The following is a 17,902-nucleotide window of genomic DNA, read 5'->3' on the forward strand; positions in this document are numbered from 1 at the left end:
CCCCGGACCTCACCCCCGACCTCACGACGGCGGCCTGACCCCCACGCACGGAACCCACCCGCACGGCCCCGCACGGCCGCCCTCGCCCGAACGGCGAGCCCCGTCGTGCGGGGCGCGTGCGGGCGGGACACGCTGGGTTGCCAGGTCCGCAGGGTGAGCCGGAGGTGCAGGGATGGCGGCAGGCGTGCGTGGGGCGGCGCGAAGCGGGGTCGGGCTGCTCGTCGTGGGGCTGCTCCTCTCCCTTGTCGCCGCGTGCGGGGGAGGCGGCGGTGGCGGCGAGGAGAGCGGGCGTACCGCCGCCGCGCGACCGCTCGATCTGGCGTTCAAGCATCCCGGCGTCCTCGTCAGCAAGGAGCAGCTCGACGCGGTGCGCGCGCACGTGCGGGCCCGCGAGCAGCCCTGGCTCACGGCGTTCGAGCAGATGCGCGACAGCAAGTACGCGGCCGCCGACTACCGGGCCACTCCGTACGCCGTCGTGGAGTGCCCGCCCGACACCCGGCCCGGCCGGGGCTGCGTCGAGGAGCGCGAGGACGCGCTGGCCGCGTACACCCAGGCGCTGCTCTGGAACATCACGGGCGAGCGCGCGCACGCCGAGAAGGCCGTGGAGATCATGGACGCCTGGTCGAAGGTGATCACCGGGCACACCGAGGCCAACGCCGGACTGCAGACCGCCTGGGCCGCCTCGTCCTGGGCGCGCGCCGCCGAGGCCGTCCGGTACACGTACGACGGCTGGAGCGACGGCCAACTCCTCCGCTTCGAACGGATGCTGCGCAACGCCTATCTGCCCCAGGTGCGGAACGGGTCCGCCGACTTCAACGGCAACTGGGACCTGGTGATGGCCGACGCCACCATGGGCATGGCCGTCTTCCTCGACGACCACGCCACCTTCGAGAAGGCCGTGCACCACTTCCGTACGCGCGTTCCCGCGTACTTCTATCTGAGGTCGGACGGGAAGCTGCCCGTCTCCCCGGAGGGCAGCGGCATCGACACCGCCGCCGAGCTGAAGAAGTACTGGTTCGGGCAGGACACCTTCGCCGACGGGCTCTCCCAGGAGACCTGCCGCAACTTCAAGCACGCCAGCTACTCCCTCGCGGCGACCTCGCACATGGCGGAGACCGCCCACCACCAGGGCGTCGACCTGTACGGCGAGGTCGAGGACCGGCTGAGGGCCGCCTTCGAGTTCCACGCCAAGTACCAGCTGGGCGCCAAGGCGCCGAAGTGGCTGTGCGGCGGCACGGTGCAGCGCGACATGGGACCCGACACCGAGGTCGGGCTCAACCACCTCCAGGGGCGGCGCGGCCTGAAGATGCCGGCGACCGAGAAGTACACGGAACAGCGCCGTCCGGAAGGCACGGACGACCTCTTCGTGGCCTGGGAGACCCTCACGCACGCGGGCAACGGGTAACCGGTTCGCTTCTGCCCTCCCCATGGCGTACTGTTGGGTTCACCGACGCGGGGTGGAGCAGCTCGGTAGCTCGCTGGGCTCATAACCCAGAGGTCGCAGGTTCAAATCCTGTCCCCGCTACTGAAGGTCGAGGGTCCGGAATCATTCACTGATTCCGGGCCCTCGGTGTTTTCCACCTTCACTGATTCCGGGCCCTCGGCGTCCTCCACCGGCTCTCCCGGTGCCATGGACCGGCCCTTGTCCGTAACCCGGTCGGCCCACACCAGGTCGCACCCGCCCCCCGCTGCGGGAAGCCTGAATGGAGCGCGGTGATGGGCGCGGAGTCGGCGGGAGACAAGCGGTGGGGCAGCGAGGCGGAACCGGCGACAACGGCGCCACCGCGCACGAGTGGGCGTTCGTCCGGGCGCTGCCCTTCCTGCTCCTCGTCGTCGGCGTCGTCTTCGACGCCTCGACCCCGCCGCAGTTCACCGCCGCGCCCCTGTTCACCGCGGCCCCGCTGATCGCCGCCCCCTTCTACTCGCAGCTCAACACCGTCCTGACCGGCGCCGCGGCCTCCGCCGCCGTCTTCTTCCTGCACTACGGCCACCGGGGCACCAGCCACGTCGAGACCGTCACCGAGCTGATCACCGTGCTGACCGTCGCCGTCCTCGCGGTCGTCATCAACCGTGTCGTGCGCCGCGGCAACGCGAAGCTCGCCACCGCCCGCTCCATCGCCGAGACCACCCAGCGCGCCGTGCTGCCCGAGCCGGACCCCCGCATCGGGGGGCTGGACATCGCCGCGCGGTACGAGGCCGCGCAGGCCGACGCGTTCATCGGCGGCGATCTGTACGCCGTGCAGGACACCCCGCACGGCGTACGGCTCATCGTCGGCGACGTGCGCGGCAAGGGCATGGGCGCGGTCGCCGCGGTCGCCGTCGTCATCGGCGCCTTCCGGGAGGCCGCCGAGCAGGAGGCCACCCTGGAGGCGGTGGCGCAGCGCCTGGAGCGGGCGCTGGCGCGCGAGGGCACCCGGCGCGACGGCCTCGACGCCTTCGAGGGCTTCACCACCGCCGTCCTCGCCGAGATCCGGCACGGCGAGGGTGCCGTACGGCTCATCAATCGCGGCCACCCGGCGCCGCTGCTGCTGCGCGGGGACGGCCGGCTGTGCGTCCTGTCGGCGACCGAGCCCGCGCTGCCGCTCGGCATGGGCGACCTGGGGGCCTGGCCGGACCGGGCGGACGAGGCCGAGTTCCCGCCCGGCGCGTTGCTGCTCTTCTACACGGACGGCCTGTCGGAGGCGCGCGACGTGGCGGGGGAGTTCTACGACCCGGCGGCCCGGCTCGGCGGGCGGATCTTCCCGGGGCGCGGGGGCCCGCGCGCGCTGCTCGCCGCGCTCGCCGAGGAGGTGCGGCGGCACACCGGGGGCGCCACGACGGACGACATGGCGCTGCTCGCCGTGCGGCGGCCCACCGCGGACGATCCCGATGTCACTCCCCGTGACTGAAGCGCACCCCTCTGCATAACAACTGACGTACTGTCAACGGAATGTGAAACTCCGGTGTGGGTCGACGCGCAGTCAACTCGCCCCGTTCCGGACCTCGGTGTCCCGGTACGTACGGCCGAAGAGCGTTAACGATCAACAGGAACGGCTTGGAATACGGCACCGCCGTCTATTAACGTTCGATAACGCAGCGCGGTCGTCCCAGCCGTCACTCGAGGCGGCTCCGTGCGCACGCGCCTAATCCCGCAAGGGAGCCGGGGAACCACCAAATTGGGGTGAATCGGGCCTCCGTGCCTCCGTGCCGGATGTTCGTAGGAGACCTTCCTGCTCCGAACCCGTCAGCTAACCCGGTAGGCGAGAAGGAAGGAAAGGAGTGCGCCCCAGTGGCGTCCAACCGGCCTGCCCCCCGAGCCGTGTACGTGCCGAATGACGACGACTTCGGTTCGTACGACGAAGAGCCCTTCGAGGAGTGGAATCCCACCGAGGAGTCCATCCGTCCCGTCCGCGGCAGGCACCGTGTGCACAAGAAGGGCGGCGGCGGGCTCGCCCGCAGCTCCACCGTCCTCGGCGTGGGTGTCATCGCCGCCGTCGGCGCGGGCGGCATCGCCACCGCGCAGGGCGGCAAGCCCCCGGTCTCCATATCGATGCCCGACCTGCCGGGCGTGGGCGCCGTCGCGGACTCGCTGCCGGAGGCCAAGTCCCTTCCCGGCGTGGGCTCCCTGATATCCGACGACTCGTCGGACTCCGAGGGCTCAGCCACCGCCGCGGCCCCCCTCACCACCGCCGGCGTCAGCACCACCGACGCCGAGCAGGGCACCACCGACGCCGGCGAGGCCCTGCGCGCCCGCATCATGCAGCAGGCCGAGAACCAGCAGCACCAGGCGGACTCCGCCGTGCAGACCGCGGCCGAGGACGCCGCCGTCAAGAAGGCCGCCGAGGAGGCCGCCGCCCAGCAGAAGGCGGCCGAGAAGGAGGCGGAGGCCAAGGCCGCCGCCAAGAAGAAGAAGGAGGAGGAGGCCCGCAAGGCGAAGGCCGAGGCCGAGCGTCTCGCCAAGCTCGCCAAGAGCTACGCCATCCCGACCTCCTCGTACACGCTCACCTCGCACTTCGGCGACGCCGGCTCCATGTGGTCCTCCGGCCACCACACCGGCCTCGACTTCGCCGCCCCCACCGGCACCCCCCTCAAGGCCGTGCACACCGGCACCGTCAAGGAGGCCGGCTGGGCCGGGGCGTACGGCTACCGCACCGTGCTCGAACTCGAGGACGGCACGGAGATCTGGTACTGCCACCAGTCCTCGCTCAATGTCAGCGCGGGCCAGAAGGTCACCACCGGCGAGGTCATCGGCCGCGTCGGCGCGACCGGCAACGTCACCGGGCCGCACCTCCACCTGGAGGTCCACACGCCGGGCGGCACCGGGATCGACCCGCTCGGCTGGCTGCAGAGCAAGGGCCTCAACCCCTGACGCACCCCGAAGACCCCGGCGGTCCTGACGGCGACCCCCCGACGTCAGGGCTGCCGGTTCGGCATGCCCGCGTGCGGCGCTCCCGTGTGTGACGCCGTCGCACGTGACGCTTCCTTGAAGGGGTTTACGGAATTCCCTTTCCGGCAAGGGCGTTGAGGAACGCATGACCTCTCTTCGTCCCCTTGGCTCATCCGACCTCGAAGTCTTCCCGCTCTCCCTGGGCGGCAACGTCTTCGGCTGGACCGCGGACCGGGCGGCGTCCTTCGCCGTCCTGGACGCCTACACCGCGGCGGGCGGCAACTTCATCGACACCGCCGACGCCTACTCGGCCTGGGTGGAGGGCAACGAGGGCGGCGAGTCCGAGACCCTCATCGGCGAGTGGCTGGCCGAGCGCGGCAACCGCTCCGACGTCGTCGTCGCCACGAAGGTCGGCTCCCACCCCGACTACAAGGGCCTCGCCGCCGGGACCATCAAGGCCGCGGCCGACCAGTCCCTGCGCCGCCTGGGCACCGACTACATCGACCTCTATTACACGCACTTCGACGACCCGTCCGTCCCCGTCGAGGAGATCATCGGCGCGCTCGACGAGCTGGTGACGGCCGGCAAGGTGCGCGCCATCGCCGCCTCCAACATCACCCCCGAGCGGCTCCAGGAGTCCCTCGACTTCTCCGACCGCGAGGGCCTCGCGCGGTACGTCGCGCTGCAGCCGCACTACAACCTCGTCTCCCGGCACACCTACGAGGGCCCGCTCCAGGAGGTCGCCTCGCGCTCCGGCCTCGCCGCCGTCCCGTACTTCGCGCTCGCCGCGGGCTTCCTCACCGGCAAGTACCGCCCGGGGGCGAAGGTCGAGAGCGCGCGCAGCGGCCGGGTCGAGCAGTACGTGGGCACCGAGCGCGGCGACCGTGTCCTGACCGCCCTCGACGCGATCGCCGCCGACCGGGGCGTCCAGGTCGCGTCCGTGGCGCTCGCGTGGCTGGCCGCGCAGCCGACCGTGGCGGCGCCGATCGCGTCCGCGCGCACGGTCGAGCAGCTGCCGGCGCTGCTCGCGGTGGCGGACCTCGACCTGACGGAGGCGGAGCTCGCGGCCCTGACGGCGGCGTCCGCCTGACCTCCGCCCGAGCCCCGCGGGACCGCCCTAGGAGCGGTAGGGGTTGTACGCCGGGTAGCCGTGGGCCGGGTGGGGCTGCGGCTGCCCGTACGGAGGCGGGGCGTAGGGGGTGTGCCCCCACGCGGGCGCGGCGTACGGCGCGGGCCCGTACGGGGGATGGCCGTACGCCCCGTACGGCATCGGGACCATGACCGGTGCCGTCGCCCGTGCCGCGTAGTCGAGGGCGGGCCGCGCCGGTTCGCGGCGCTCCCAGAGCTTCTCCAGCAGCTCCCGCTCCCGTGCGACGAAGTCCGCGCCGGCGCGCCCGCGGCGGCCCCGGTGACGCAGGAACGCGAGCGACGTCGCGTACTCCTGGTACTCCGCGACCGTGCGGGCCGCGGGCTTGCCCCAGGTGTACGAGGCGTAGTCGCGGGCCAGCGCGCGGGCGCGCATCGAGCCCAGCGCGAACGGCTCGGGCGGGGTGAGCCAGCCCGCCGCCGCGTACACCGGCAGCTCGGCGGTGATCATGCGCAGTTCGCGCTGCCGGGTCCAGATGGCGAGCCAGGTCAGCAGGCCGAACGCGGGCAGCATGAAGACCGCGTACACGGTGAAGAAGCCGTACTGCCCGAAGACCGCCGAGCCGTTCCACAGCGCGTGCATGCCCATCGCGAGCAGCAGCCCGGCGAAGGGGAGCAGCACGCGGCGCACCCGCATGCGCTCCGCCGAGAGCGCTGCGATGCCGAAGCCGATGCCGGTCAGGACCGTGAACAGCGGGTGCGCGAACGGGGACATGACCACGCGTACGAAGAAGGTCGCGGCCGTCACCGAGGCGAGGCCGCTGTCCCGGCTGAGCTGGTCGGTGACGAAGGCGTTGCCCAGATAGAGGATGTTCTCGGTGAACGCGAAGCCGGTCGCGGTCACGCCCGCGATGACGACGCCGTCGACCAGGCCCGTGAAGTCGCGTCTGCGGAAGAGGAAGACCAGCAGCACCGCCGCGGCCTTCGCGCTCTCCTCGACGATCGGGGCGATGACGGTCGCGCCGAGGGTGTCGGCGCTGGTGGGGTCGGCGGTGGCGGTGGCTATCCAGCGGATCGCGAAGCTGTTCGCGACGATCGCGATGAGCGCCGCCGCGCAGGCGCCCCAGGAGAAGGAGAAGAGGAGGTTCCGCCAGGGGCCCGGCGCCACCCGGTCCAGCCAGCGGAACGCGGCGACGAGCAGGGGCACGGGCACGACCGCGAGGCCGAGCCCGACCAGGAAGCCCTGGGTGCCGGTCTGCTCCCTGACCAGGGCGAGGATCACCAGGCCCGACAGGGCGAGCAGGGTGACGAGCGCGGCCACGCGTATCGCGCGCCGCTGCCACCAGCGGACACGTCGCAGCTCCCCCGGGGCGGGTGCCTCGGCGGGTATCGGATAGGGAGAACTGGTGGCCACGTCGTTGACCCTAACGAGGGATGGGGGTGGCCGCGACGGTGCCTCAGCCGCTCTCGGCGGCGACCCGGCGGAAGAGCAGGTCGTGGACGACGTGCCCCTTGTCCAGGCCCTGGCCCTCGAAGCGGGTGAGGGGGCGGAAGTCGGGGCGGGGCGCGTAGCCGCCGTCCGGCTGGGTGTTCTCGAAGTCGGGGTGCGCGGTCAGCACCTCCAGCATCTGCTCGGCGTACTCCTCCCAGTCCGTCGCGCAGTGCAGGATCGCGCCGGGCTTGAGCGAGGGCGCGGCCAGCGTCAGGAACTCCGGCTGGATCAGGCGGCGCTTGTGGTGGCGGGCCTTGGGCCAGGGGTCGGGGAAGTAGACGCGCAGGCCGTCGAGGGAGGCGGGGGCGAGCATCTCGCGGAGCAGGATGATCGCGTCGCCGTTGGCCACGCGGACGTTGCTCAGGCCGTTGCGCTCGGCGAGGCCGAGGAGGTTGCCCTGGCCGGGGGTGTGGACGTCGACGGCGAGGATGCCGGTGTCCGGGTCGGCGGCGGCCATCTGGGCCGTCGCCTCGCCCATGCCGAAGCCGATCTCCAGGACGACGGGCTTGTCGGAGGGGGTCTCGCCGTCGCCGAACAGCTCGGCGAGGTCCAGGGTGCGCAGCCCGTCGATGTCCAGGCCCCACTGGGGCCAGAGCCGGCGCAGGGCGTCACCCTGGCTGGTGGTCACCCGGCTGCGCCGGGGCTGGAAGCTGCGGATCCGCCGCTCGTGGTGCGACCCCGCGGGATCGGGCGAGGGCCCACCGGGGAACCGGGGCGCAGCCTGCGCCCGCCCGGCCGACGAGGGGGCTTCGGGGGTATGGGAAGAGTCAGACACAGTGCGCCAATTTTACGGTGAGGAAGCGGGGGACGACGCCTCGTCGGCGAGGCGGAGCCCCGGGGCCCCGCTAGAGGCCGCGCCGAACGACCAACCGAGCCACGGAGGGCCCGTCAGGGGCGCGGGAACTGCGCGAGCACCCCGCCCGTCCCGCGGGGAGGCTACGGGCCCAGCCCTCCGGGGGACCCCCAGGGGGCGCGGGAACTGCGCGAGCGACCCCGCCCGTCCCGCGGGGAGGCTACGGGCCCAGCCCTCCGGGGGACCCCCAGGGGGCGCGGGAACTGCGCGAGGACGGTCCGACCCGCGGAGCGCCCCTCACCCCCGCAGGACATCCAGCGCCCGCCGGGCGACCTCACGCCCGATGGGGAGGGACGCCGTCGCGGCGGGCGACGGCGCGTTCAGGACGTGGATCGCCCGCGCCCCCTCCCGTATGAGGAAGTCGTCGACCAACGTGCCGTCCCGCAGCACCGCCTGCGCCCGCACTCCCGCGGGCGCCGGCACCAGGTCCCTCGCCTCGACCGCCGGCAGCAGCCTGCGCACCGCCTCGGTGAACGCGGACTTCGACGCCGAGCGCCGCAGCTCACCCGCGCCGTACCGCCAGTGGCGGCGGGCCAGCTGCCAGGAGCCGGGCCACCCCAGCGTCCCGGCGAGCTCACGGGGCCGCACGACCGACCACGAATACCCCTCGCGGGCCAGCGCCGGGACCGCGTTCGGCCCCACGTGGACGCCGCCGTCGATGCCCCGGGTGAGATGGACGCCGAGGAAGGGGAAGGCGGGGTCCGGCACGGGATAGACGAGGCCCCGCACCAGCTCGGGCCGGGCCAGCTCGAAGTACTCCCCACGGAACGGGACGATCCGCATCTGCGGGTCGTCCCCGGTGAGCCGGGCGACCTCGTCGCACCGCAGCCCCGCGCAGTTCACGAGGACCTTGCCGCGCACCACGCCGCCGTCGGCGGTGCGGACCGCGACGCCGAGGTCGGTCCTGCGGTCGATGCGGACGACCTCGCCCCCCGCGCCGTACCGGATCTCGGCGCCGGAGGCCTCGGCGAGGCGGCCCGCCACCGCGCCGTAGTCACAGATGCCGGTCGTGCCCACGTGGATCGCGGCGAGGCCGCGGACCTCCGGCTCGTGCTCGGTGATCTGCGCGGGGCCCAGCTCGCGGACCGGAATGCCGTTCTCCCTGCCGCGCTGGACCAGGGCGTGCAGCCGCGGGAGCTCGTCCCGCTCCGTGGCGACGATCAGCTTGCCGGTGACCTCGTGCGCGACGCCGTACTCCGCGCAGAACTTGACCATCTCGGCGGCGCCCCGCACCGCGTACCTCGCCTTGAGCGAGCCCGGCCGGTAGTAGATCCCGCTGTGGATCACGCCGCTGTTGCGCCCCGTCTGATGGCGGGCGGGGCCCGGCTCCTTCTCCAGCACCGTCACCGCGATGCCCGGGGCGGTGCGCGTGAGGGCATACGCCGTCGCGAGCCCGACGATCCCGCCGCCGATCACCAGCACGTCGCAGTCGTACGCGACCTTGTTCACCGCGCCTCACCTCCCACCACAGATACTGCCCTGCGCCACTGACAACGCCGCCAAACCTCGCGAGCCGGATCCTTGCCCAAGGCTTCGCACCGGTTCACGCGGGTCCCCCCGTTCGTTAACCCCGGGCCTCCGGCACACGGCGGAGCCGCGCGGGCATGAAGGGACGTCCCACCGCCGCGCGGTGGGACGGTCCGAGGGCGGCCCGCGAGGATCTCGGTACTCCGGTGTCCCGCTTGCTCCGGCGGCCCTGGAGCCTACGCCGGAGCCATCAGCAGAGGCCGCGCGCGCTCACGGAGCTCCACCACGCGCGGCTCGTCCCCGTACGGTTCGAGCCGGTGCAGCAGGTCCTTCACGTACTCCGTGGTCCGCGCGGACGAGATACGGCCGGCGACCTCCAGCGCGCGCGTGCCCTGCTCGCACGCCGCGTCGAGGTTCCCGGACTCCAGCTCGGCGACCGCCGACACCACGAGGCGTAAGCCGTGCGAGCGCACGAACTCCTCCGTGGGCCGCGACAGCGCCTGCTCCGTGAAGCGCCTGACCTGCCGGGGCGCCTTCAGGTCGCGGTAGCACTCGGCGGCGTCGGCGGCGAAACGGTCGTAGGAGTAGAAGCCGAGCCAGGAGGGGTCGTTGTCCCCGTCGCGGGCCCGCTCCAGCCAGCCCTCGGCGGCCCGCAGCGCCGCCCCCGCGGCCTGCGCGTCGTTGGCACGCGCGTGTGCCCGCGCCTCCACGAGCCGGAAGAAGCTCATCGTGCGCGCGGTGGCCAGGCCCCTGTTGCGTTCGAGCGCGGCCTGCGCGAGGTCGACGCCCTCGTCCCCGAAGCCGCGGTACGTCGCCTGGAGGGACATGGAGGCCAGCACGTATCCCCCGAGGGGGACGTCCGCCGCCGCGCGCGCCAGGCGCAGCGCCTGGATGTAGTAGCGCTGGGCGGCCTCCTGCTGGCCCGTGTCGAACGCCATCCACCCGGCGAGCCGCGTCAGTTCGGCCGATGCCCCGAAGAGCGCGCGCCCGACCTCGTCGGAGTAGGAGCCGAGCAGCAGCGGCGCCGCTTCGACGCGCAGGCACTCGGGAACCATCGAGGAGCGCCAGTCGCCGCCCCCGTACTTGGAATCCCAGCGCCGCGCGTCCTCGGCGGCCTCCCGCAGCTTCAGTACGTCACTGTGGCCGACCTTCATCGGCGCCCCGGAGTCGTCGGCCTGCGCGGCGTCGCGCTGCGCGTCGCGCGTGGCGTCACGGGCGACGGAGCTGTCGGCCGGGGTTATCAGCCAGCGCGACGCGGGTGTCGCGTACGCGCTGACGGCGAAGGAGCCGGCCAGGGACTGCCAGATGCCGCCGCTGCCCGCGCGGCGGCCCGCCAGGTCCAGGCGGTACAGCTCGGTCGCCGACTTCACCGCCGCGCCGACGTCACGCGGGAAGGCGAGGCCCACTTCCGGAGCGGGGTCGGCGTCCGCGAGACCGATCTCGTGCAGCGGCACGGGACGGCCGAGCTTCTGCCCGATGGCCGCGGCGATCAGGTGGGGGGCGGCGCCCTGCGGCACCATGCCCTTCGACACCCATCGGGCCACCGATGTCTTGTCGTAACGGAGCGTCAACCCGCGTTGAGCGCCTAGGTCGTTGACCCTGCGCGCGAGTCCCGCATTGCTGATTCCCGCGAGGGCGAGAACGGTGCCGAGCTTTTCGTTCGGCCCGCGTTGCTCCCTGGACATGCGCCACCCCTCGACACAGACGGCTGCCGGGCAGTGGCTGGACCGCGCGGCATTCGTGCTGCGTTCCCCCGGAGGCAGCGGCACCTTCGGCCATGAGCGCCGTGACGTGCGTCACGGGCGTCCCGGCCGGACCACGTGCCCCGCGGTCCGGGCGCCTCGCCCGAGCCCCGAACGCGTGGCCGGAATAGCGGCCGCAAGAGCACTTGGCCGATCCTCCAGGTATATGCCTCCGCGAAAACATCAGCACACACAGCGTAGTTCGCCGCATCCCAAGCGTTAAGAGGCGCAGTTCCGGATGGCGAGATTGTTGTCCGTGCGGAAGCGCGGGGACACGGGGGCGTGCTCCCGTTGTGTGGCCGTGCGCCTGTGCGTGCGCTCTTCTCCGGCCATGACGGGAGCGCTTCCATTGGCGATGCGTGGGTCGGCCCGCTGCGCTGGAGTCAGTGGGCTGGGGGACACCGCCGCCTCCATCCCCGCGGGCGGCGGACCGGTCCGGGAGGCGAACACCGCCTCCCGGACTGAGTGTTGCCTTCGAACGGTTCCGTTCTGGGCTCATCCCAGGCCGATTTGGCCGAAAAGCGTCCACGCTCAAGAGTGACCCTTTCACCCCTGCGCGAGGCGTGCGCGAGCGTACGCGCGCGGCGCGCACGCGTCATGCACAAGGCCTTCGCGAGGCATCCCCAAGGAGAGGTCCTTCGTTCCGCTCTTCAATCACCGTTCTCCCAGGGCGCATTCACTGACGCGCAAGCGGCCCCGCGGGCCCTCTCGCGCGCCTCCTTCGTGGCAGCATGGGACCCCAGTTCTTCGGTGCACTGGTCGGCCGTGCCCGGCGGCATGTCCCGCCGGCCCGTCCACAGCCTGTGGAGGCAGCGATGCGGTGGTTGGTGGGGTGGAGCAGTACCGCCGCGAGGCCCTCGGTGGTGGGCTCGGCCGGGGCCACCGGCGGCGACGGCGAGACCGTGCACCCCGTGGGCTCCCAGCTCCTGTGGGGCGACCCGGATCCGCTCTGGGCGGTCGGCGACTGGCGCGCCGACGAGGTACGGACGGTGACGGTCGACGAGCGGACCCGCATCGCGGTGCTCGGCACCTGCGGCGCCTCCGACGAGGAACTGCGCGCAGGCCTCCTCTCCGCGCGCGGGGGCGCCCTGCGCCACCTGACCGCCTGGTCCGGCAGCTACACGGCGGTCGTCCAGGTCGGCCGCCGCATCACCGTCGCCGGCGACCTCGCGGGCGCCCGCCCCGTCTTCCACACCCCCTGGGCGGACGGCACGGCCTATGCGACGGCCGCCCTGCCGCTGGCCGACCTCATCGAGGCCCACCTCGACATCGGCCACCTGGCGGCCCTGCTCGCCGCCCCCGACGTCCCCGAGGCGCTCCACGACTCGACGCCCTACCAGGGCGTGCGGCGCGTACCCCCGGGGCACGCGCTGATCCTGCGCGCGGGCGCACGGGAGATCGCCGGGTACGAACCGGTGGCCTCGCTCGCCGTCGCGGGACCCTCGGCCGACCCCGACGGCGCGGTGGACGCGGTCCGGGACGCCCTCGTGGAGGCGGTACGCGCCCGCCTCGCCGCCCCCCGCCACGTCCCCGGCACGGACATCGACCCCGGACCGGTGCCCGGCATGGGGCCCGCCGAGCGGCGCGCGGCCCGTGGCATGCCGGTGCCCGGCATCGGAGCCGACCTCTCCGGAGGACCCGCCTCGGGCACCCTCGCTCTCCTCGCGGCCGGTCTGCCCGGCATGCCCGGCACGGTCCTCGGCCACGGCACGGGCGCGGGGGAGCGGCTCCTCGCCGTCACCTTCAACGACCTCGCGGTGAACGGCCGCGAGGCCGAACTGGAGCGGGCCGGCGCCATCGCCGCCAACCCGCGCCTGCACCACGTCGTCGTCGCGGCGGGCGAGGACGCCCTGCCCTACGCCGACCTGGACGGGCCCCTGACGGACGAGCCCGGCGCCGCCCTCGTGACCGCGCAGCGCCACCGCGCCCGGCTCACCTCGGGCAGCGCCGACCACTTCACGGGCTACGGCGCCCGGCAGGTCCTCGACGCCCACCCGGCCCGCCTCGCCGACCTCCTGATGGACCGCAAACGGCGCCACATGGTGCGCCCCGTGGCGGCGCTCGCGAAGGCGGACGGCTCGGTGATGGTCCCCGCGCGCGTGTACGGCGCGGCCCGCAAGCTCGCCCGCATGCCGCACCGCGCGGGCGTCGAATCGCTCGCCCAGCGGCTGCTGCACCGCCGCTTCGACGAACCCGGCGGGGTCGTGGGGGCGTCCCTCGCCGCCCTCGCATGGGCCAGACCGGGCCCCGCCGCGCGCTGGCTGACCGGTGAGGCCCTCGCTGAAGTATCGGTTCGCCTCCAGGACACGACGATGCGTCCCGGCGGCCCCGGCCAGCGTCCCGGCGAGTTCCGCGCGCGGGCGGCCCTCGCCCGGCACGCCGCCGACCTGCGCGTACTGGAGCAGGCGGCCGAGGTGCGCTTCCAGCGCCTGCACGCGCCCTTCCTGGACAACCAGGTCGTCCGCGCGTGCCGTGCGCTCCCCGAGTCCCTGCGCGTCCAGCCGGGCGCGCGGGCCTCGATCCTGCGCACGGTCCTGGAGGGCGCGGGCGTCGCCGATCTGCCGCCCGGCTGGGGCGCCCCGTCCCACGCCTCGAACGCGGCCGCCGCCCGCACCGGACTGCGCGTGGCCGTGGACGACCTCGTCGCCCTCTTCGACACGCCTCTCCTCGCCCAGGCGGGCCTGGTCGAGGCCCATGTCGTCCGCAAGGCCCTGCGGTCCGCCGCCGAGGGGGCACCGCTGCCCCTGGACGGACTCGCCGACCTGGTCTCCACCGAACTGTGGCTCCGGAGACTGCTGTCGCGAAGAGGCACGTGCTGGACGGGGACGCCGGCACGGCAACGAGCGGTTCCTACGGGGAGTGTGGTTCCGCAGAGGGGCGCCCTAGGCGCGGGACGCTAGGCGCGGGGCGGAGAGACCGGGCGGACGGGCCGCGCGGACGGGCCTGACGGGCCGGGCTGACAGGCCGGAGGGTCCGGGCGAGGCGCGGCGGGCGGGCGCGCCGGTAAACCACGCGCCCTCCGGCGGCCCGCCGGTAAACCACGCGCCCTCCGGCGGCCCGCCGGGGAGAATGACCCGGTGCGGTATCGAATCCTGGGCGCCACGGAGGCGTACGACAGCCAAGGCGGCCCCCTGCCGGTGGGAGGCCAGCGGCTGCGCGCCCTCCTCGCCGCCCTCGCGTTCCACGCGAACCGCACGCTCGGCGTGAACACCCTCATCGACGAGGTCTGGGCCGACGAACCGCCGGCCGACGCCCCGGCCGCCCTGCAAGCCCTGGTCGGCAGGCTGCGCCGCGCCCTCGGCAAGGACGCCGTCGCCTCGGACCCCGGGGGCTACCGCCTCGCCGTCGCCCCCGACGACGTCGACCTGCACCGCTTCGAGCGCCTCACGCGCGAGGGCAGGGCCGCCCTGGACCGCGGCGAGGCGGACCTGGCCGCCCGCACCCTGCGCGACGCGCTGGCCCTGTGGCGCGGGCCCGCCCTGGCCGACCTGCCCGACCGCAGCGCCTCGGCACGCCCCGAGGCCCGGCGCGCCGAGGCCGTCCGCGCGCGGATCGAGGCCGACCTGCTGCTGGGCCGCGCCCCCGACGTCGTACCGGAACTGCGGGAGCTGACCACCGCCCAGCCGTACGACGAGGCGCTGCGGGTCCTGCTGATCCGCGCCCTGCGCGACGCCGGGCGCGGCGCCGACGCGCTCGCCGTCTACGAGGACGCGCGCCGCGCCCTCGCCGACGGCCTCGGCACCGATCCGGGGCCCGAACTGCGGGCCCTGCACGCCGAGTTGCTGGGCGGTCCGGACGGCGCGGGAGCGGTGGGGTCCTCGGTGCCTTCGGGGAGGCAGGGGCGGCAGGGGAGGCAGGGGCGATCGGGCCTCCCGGACGGCCCGGAGCGGTCCGGGAGGCCGGGGCAGCAGCCCGAGCGGGCAGGGCAGCCCGAAGGGCCGGCGCCGACGGGTCACTCCGAACGGCCTGGGAGACCGGGGCGCCCTGGGAGCCCTGGGAGCCCCGGGAGCCCTGGACAAGCGGAGCGACCTGAGCGGCCCGAACGGCCCGAGCGGAGAGGGAACATCCGCACCCGCCTGACGTCCTTCGTCGGCCGGGAACCCGAACTCGACGCCATCCGTTCCGACTTGCACAGGGCCCGCCTCGTCACCCTCACCGGACCGGGCGGCTCCGGCAAGACCCGCCTCGCCGAGGAAGCCGCCGCCGGGCATCCGCAGGCATGGCTGGCCGAGCTCGCCCCGCTCGACCATCCCGAGGCGGTGCCCGGCGCTGTCGTCAGCGCGCTCGCCCTGCGCGAGACCGTGCTGATGACCAGCGAGCTGACCGCCCCGCAGGACGACCCGGTCGCCCTGCTCGTCGAGTACTGCGCCCCGCGCAGACTGCTCCTGCTCCTTGACAACTGCGAACACGTCATCGACGCCGCCGCCGAGCTCGCCGAGACCCTCCTCACGCGCTGCCCGGACCTCACCATCCTCGCCACCAGCCGCGAACCCCTCGGCGTGCCGGGCGAGTCGGTGCGCCCCGTCGAGCCGCTCCCGCCCGACCCGGCGCACCGCCTGTTCGTCGAGCGGGCCATGGCGGTGCGGCCGGGTTTCGCGCCGGAGGAGGACGCGGAGGCCGTCGCGGAGATCTGCCGGCGGCTGGACGGTCTGCCGCTCGCCATCGAACTGGCCGCCGCGCGCCTGCGGTTGCTCACCCCGCGTCAGATCGCCGACCGGCTCGACGACCGCTTCCGTCTGCTGACCAGCGGCAGCCGCACGGTCCTGCCCCGCCAGCAGACCCTGCGCGCCGTCGTCGACTGGTCCTGGGACCTCCTCGGCGAGGCCGAGCGGACCGTGCTGCGCGAGGCGTCCGTCTTCGCCGGCGGCTGGGACCTGGAGGCCGCCGAAGCCGTCTGCACGGGCCCGGCCACGGACCTGATCGGCGCGCTGGTCGACAAGTCCCTGGTCGTCGCCACCCCCGGCGACGGGACGGGGGACGGCGGCATGCGCTATCGCATGCTGGAGACCATCCACGAGTACGCGACCGAGCGCATCGCCGAAGTGCCCGAGCTGCTCGCCGCCGCGCAGGCCCGCCATCGCGCGTACTTCGGCGCGCTCGTCGCCGAGGCCGAGCCCCTGCTGCGCTCCGCCGAGCAGCTGCCCTGGATCCAGCGCCTGGAGACCGAGCTCGACAACATCCGCGCGGCCCTGCAGCGCGGCCTCGACGCCGGAGACCTGGGCCCGGTGATCCGCATGGCGCTGGACACCGCCTGGTTCTGGTGGCTGCGCAACTACCGCAGGGAGGGCGCCGAGTGGCTGGGCCGCATCCTGCGCCTCGCCCCGCCGGTCACCGGCCTGCCGGAGGACGACCCGCTGTACTGGCCGTGGATGGAGGCGCGGCTCCTCCATCTGTTCCTCGTGGAGGAGTCCAGGACGATGGGATCGCTGCTCGTCGACGGCGAAGCGCGTCTGGAGTACGTGGCGCAGGTGCGCCGCGCCTTCGACAGGGAAGGGCTCGCGAGCGCCCGCTTCCCCGGCCTGATCTGGCCGTTCACCATCTTCTTCGCCGGCGGCCTGCCCCAGGACGCCCGCCCCTCCCTGGAGCGGTCGGTCGCCAACTGCCGCAGGTACGGCGGGGACTGGGAGCTCAGCGTCATCCTGATGTTCCGTACGCACATGGCCGTCGACACGCCGGGCAACCTCGCGGACGTCGACAAGGACCTCGAAGAGCTCCGGATGCGCAGCCACCGCGTCGGCGACCGCTGGCTGCGCGCGCAGGTCAGCAGCGCGGCGGGCGAGGCCGCGATGGCCCGCAGCCACTACGAGGAGGCCCGGGTCGCCTTCGAGGAGGCGCTGCGGCTCGCCTACGAAGTGGGCGCCTACGCGGAGACGTCCTTCCTGATGGCCCGGCTCGCCGAGCTCACCTATCACGAGGGCAGCACCGCCGCGGCGTCGAAGATGCTGGACGAGGCGAGCACCGAGGCCGAGCGCTACGGGGTGATGGAGTCGCGTGCCTTCGTCGGTCTGCTGCGGGCGTCGATGGCCCTGGACGAGGGCGACGCCGCGCTGGCCCGCGAGCTGTACGAGGAGGCCCGCAGCAAGTCCGTGGTCGGCACCCCGCCACCGCAGTTCACCGCGGCCCTGAGCGGCCTGGAAGCCCGGATCGTCGCCCTCACCGACGGCCCCGGGGCGGGCCTGCCGATGCTGACGGAGGCCCTGCGGGCGGCCGTCGCCACGCAGTGCTCCGAAGCGATCGTGGCCGCCCTGGTGGACACCGCGGCCGTATTCCTGAGCGAACTGGGCGAGCACGCGCGCGCGGCCCGTGTGCTGGCCAACGCCACCCACCTGCGGTCCGGGTTCCGGCGCCCGGCGCGGGCCGAGGCCGACGCGCGGCGGGTCGAGGCGCTGGCCCGCACGGCTCTCGGCACCCCGGGCTACGACACGGAGTCCGCCGCGGGCAGCGCGCTCACGCCCGAGGACGTCGTCGCGGAACTGGCCGCGTTCGCGGGCTAGGTGCAGCGCAGCCGCGACTGCGCCCAGTCCGCGAGCGCCACCGAGTCGAACGGCGTGTGCGGTTCGACGACCAGCCGGATCGTCTTGCGCCCGCTGATGTTCACCTGCACCGGCACCGCCGGGTCGCCGCCCTGTATCAGCGGCGACTGCCACAGCCGCGCCCCGTCCGCGTACACGGAGAAGCGCAGCTTGCCGAGCCCCATCGTCATGTCGTCGACACCGACGAGCGCGTCGTACGTCGTGCAGCTGCGGTTCAGGTCGATCGTGACGGAGGACTCGCCGTGCACGGTCACGCCGTGGGAGTACTGCGTGTCGCCGATCGCCATGCCGTGGCGCTGCCACACCCAGCTGCTCTCGCCGAGCCGCATCTCGGGCTTGGTGCCGTCGCCGGTGGCGCCGTAC

The 17,902-nt window shown here is 73.9% G+C and carries 11 protein-coding genes, 1 tRNA gene and 1 riboswitch; of the genes, 7 read left to right on the forward strand and 5 right to left on the reverse strand.

The features are described 5' to 3' along the window. Positions 1 to 172: 172 nt before the first annotated feature. The 5 genes from AOK22_RS25430 to AOK22_RS25450 all read left to right on the forward strand — a co-directional run bounded on the left by AOK22_RS25430 (position 173) and on the right by AOK22_RS25450 (position 5,456). Positions 173 to 1,405 carry an alginate lyase family protein gene (locus tag AOK22_RS25430; RefSeq protein WP_055701045.1) on the forward strand — a complete coding sequence of 411 codons (1,233 nt, stop codon included), beginning with the start codon at positions 173 to 175 and terminating at the stop codon, positions 1,403 to 1,405. Between the two features lie 46 nt (positions 1,406 to 1,451). Further along, positions 1,452 to 1,525: transfer RNA gene (locus tag AOK22_RS25435), tRNA-Met, on the forward strand. Between the two features lie 178 nt (positions 1,526 to 1,703). Further along, complete coding sequence (locus AOK22_RS25440) at positions 1,704 to 2,888, forward strand: PP2C family protein-serine/threonine phosphatase (RefSeq protein ID WP_079036799.1); 1,185 nt, start codon at positions 1,704 to 1,706, stop codon at positions 2,886 to 2,888. A 221-nt stretch (positions 2,889 to 3,109) separates the two neighbouring features. Beyond that, a riboswitch (cyclic di-AMP (ydaO/yuaA leader) is annotated at positions 3,110 to 3,257 on the forward strand. An 11-nt stretch (positions 3,258 to 3,268) separates the two neighbouring features. Next, positions 3,269 to 4,348, forward strand: a complete 1,080-nt coding sequence (locus tag AOK22_RS25445) for a M23 family metallopeptidase (protein WP_055701047.1) — start codon at positions 3,269 to 3,271, stop codon at positions 4,346 to 4,348. Between the two features lie 163 nt (positions 4,349 to 4,511). After that, positions 4,512 to 5,456, forward strand: a complete 945-nt coding sequence (locus AOK22_RS25450) for an aldo/keto reductase (RefSeq protein ID WP_055701048.1) — start codon at positions 4,512 to 4,514, stop codon at positions 5,454 to 5,456. A 27-nt stretch (positions 5,457 to 5,483) separates the two neighbouring features. On the opposite strand, the gene AOK22_RS25455 is transcribed toward AOK22_RS25450, so the two are convergent. The 4 genes from AOK22_RS25455 to AOK22_RS25470 all read right to left on the reverse strand — a co-directional run bounded on the left by AOK22_RS25455 (position 5,484) and on the right by AOK22_RS25470 (position 10,949). Beyond that, on the reverse strand, positions 5,484 to 6,866 hold the full coding sequence (locus AOK22_RS25455) for a PrsW family intramembrane metalloprotease (RefSeq protein ID WP_055701049.1): 1,383 nt from the start codon (positions 6,864 to 6,866) through the stop codon (positions 5,484 to 5,486). Positions 6,867 to 6,909: 43 nt separating this feature from the next. Then, complete coding sequence (gene trmB / locus AOK22_RS25460) at positions 6,910 to 7,719, reverse strand: tRNA (guanosine(46)-N7)-methyltransferase TrmB (protein WP_079036800.1); 810 nt, start codon at positions 7,717 to 7,719, stop codon at positions 6,910 to 6,912. A 315-nt stretch (positions 7,720 to 8,034) separates the two neighbouring features. After that, a complete protein-coding gene (gene lhgO, locus AOK22_RS25465) occupies positions 8,035 to 9,246 on the reverse strand; it encodes an L-2-hydroxyglutarate oxidase (protein WP_055701051.1) in 1,212 nt (403 codons plus the stop codon). 254 nt (positions 9,247 to 9,500) lie between these two features. Then, entirely contained in the window at positions 9,501 to 10,949 is a 1,449-nt protein-coding gene (locus tag AOK22_RS25470; protein WP_055701052.1) for an NsdA family TPR-like regulatory protein, read from the reverse strand. Between the two features lie 872 nt (positions 10,950 to 11,821). On the opposite strand from AOK22_RS25470, the gene AOK22_RS25475 reads away from it, so the two are divergent. Together AOK22_RS25475 and AOK22_RS25480 are read left to right on the forward strand one after the other, a co-directional pair. Then, positions 11,822 to 13,906, forward strand: a complete 2,085-nt coding sequence (locus tag AOK22_RS25475; protein ID WP_055701053.1) for an asparagine synthase-related protein — start codon at positions 11,822 to 11,824, stop codon at positions 13,904 to 13,906. A 177-nt stretch (positions 13,907 to 14,083) separates the two neighbouring features. Next, positions 14,084 to 17,500, forward strand: a complete 3,417-nt coding sequence (locus tag AOK22_RS25480; protein ID WP_055701054.1) for an AfsR/SARP family transcriptional regulator — start codon at positions 14,084 to 14,086, stop codon at positions 17,498 to 17,500. On the opposite strand, the gene AOK22_RS25485 is transcribed toward AOK22_RS25480, so the two are convergent. Beyond that, positions 17,497 to 17,902 (reverse strand): NPCBM/NEW2 domain-containing protein (locus tag AOK22_RS25485; protein ID WP_208606441.1); only part of this gene is annotated, 406 nt, incomplete at its 5' end. The genes AOK22_RS25480 and AOK22_RS25485 overlap by 4 nt on opposite strands.

Origin of the sequence: Streptomyces silaceus, assembly GCF_001419745.1 — a bacterium.
GTDB lineage: Bacteria > Actinomycetota > Actinomycetes > Streptomycetales > Streptomycetaceae > Streptomyces > Streptomyces silaceus.

What these genes read in the sequence shown, in the direction of transcription:
- AOK22_RS25470 (WP_055701052.1), bottom strand. Translation starts at nt 10,949, where the DNA reads ATGTCCAGGGAGCAACGCGGGCCGAACGAAAAGCTCGGCACCGTTCTC.
- AOK22_RS25450 (WP_055701048.1), top strand. Translation starts at nt 4,512, where the DNA reads ATGACCTCTCTTCGTCCCCTTGGCTCATCCGACCTCGAAGTCTTCCCG.
- AOK22_RS25440 (WP_079036799.1), top strand. Translation starts at nt 1,704, where the DNA reads ATGGAGCGCGGTGATGGGCGCGGAGTCGGCGGGAGACAAGCGGTGGGG.
- AOK22_RS25430 (WP_055701045.1), top strand. Translation starts at nt 173, where the DNA reads ATGGCGGCAGGCGTGCGTGGGGCGGCGCGAAGCGGGGTCGGGCTGCTC.
- AOK22_RS25475 (WP_055701053.1), top strand. Translation starts at nt 11,822, where the DNA reads ATGCGGTGGTTGGTGGGGTGGAGCAGTACCGCCGCGAGGCCCTCGGTG.